Raw genomic sequence first — 511 nt, forward strand, 5'->3', positions numbered from 1 at the left:
ACCGAGAAGTTCTTCACCAGAAATCCCACTGGAATTCTGAACGAAAAGGTTGAATGCCCCTCTGCCTACCGAGTAATCCCGCCTAGGGGCGCAGTAAGACCGGGCAGGCGTTTCTGAGCAGACTGTTACTCAAAAAACGCCAGCAGTTCCGCTTTTGTCTTTGAGCCGACCGAACGTTTTACTTCCTGCCCGCCCTTGAATAGCATTACCGTCGGAATGCTCTGCACGTCGAAACGCTCGGCAAGCGACGGTTCTTCGTCAACGTTTATCTTGCCGACTTTGATGCCGCTCTGACTCGCCGCGATTTCCTCTATCACGGGCGCGAGCGAGCGGCACGGACCGCACCACGGCGCCCAAAAATCAACCAGAACCGGTTCCGTACTCTGCAAAACTTCAGCGTCAAACGTTGCCGCCGTCAATTGTACCGCCATACTATTCCTCCTATTGAGAATATGCTCGGGCACACAGCCGCACCCAGCGTAAATGTGTACTAGTTTCGTTTCCGAAAGGT

1 protein-coding gene is annotated in these 511 nt (G+C 53.8%); it reads right to left on the reverse strand.

Annotated features, from left to right (window positions below; genetic code table 11):
• Nucleotides 1-125: 125 nt before the first annotated feature.
• Nucleotides 126-431 (reverse strand): thioredoxin, encoded by a 306-nt coding sequence (gene trxA / locus AWU74_RS07865; protein WP_059369862.1) that lies wholly within the window; start codon nt 429-431, stop codon nt 126-128.
• Between the last annotated feature and the right edge of the window lie 80 nt (nt 432-511).

This window comes from Treponema endosymbiont of Eucomonympha sp., from assembly GCF_001028545.1.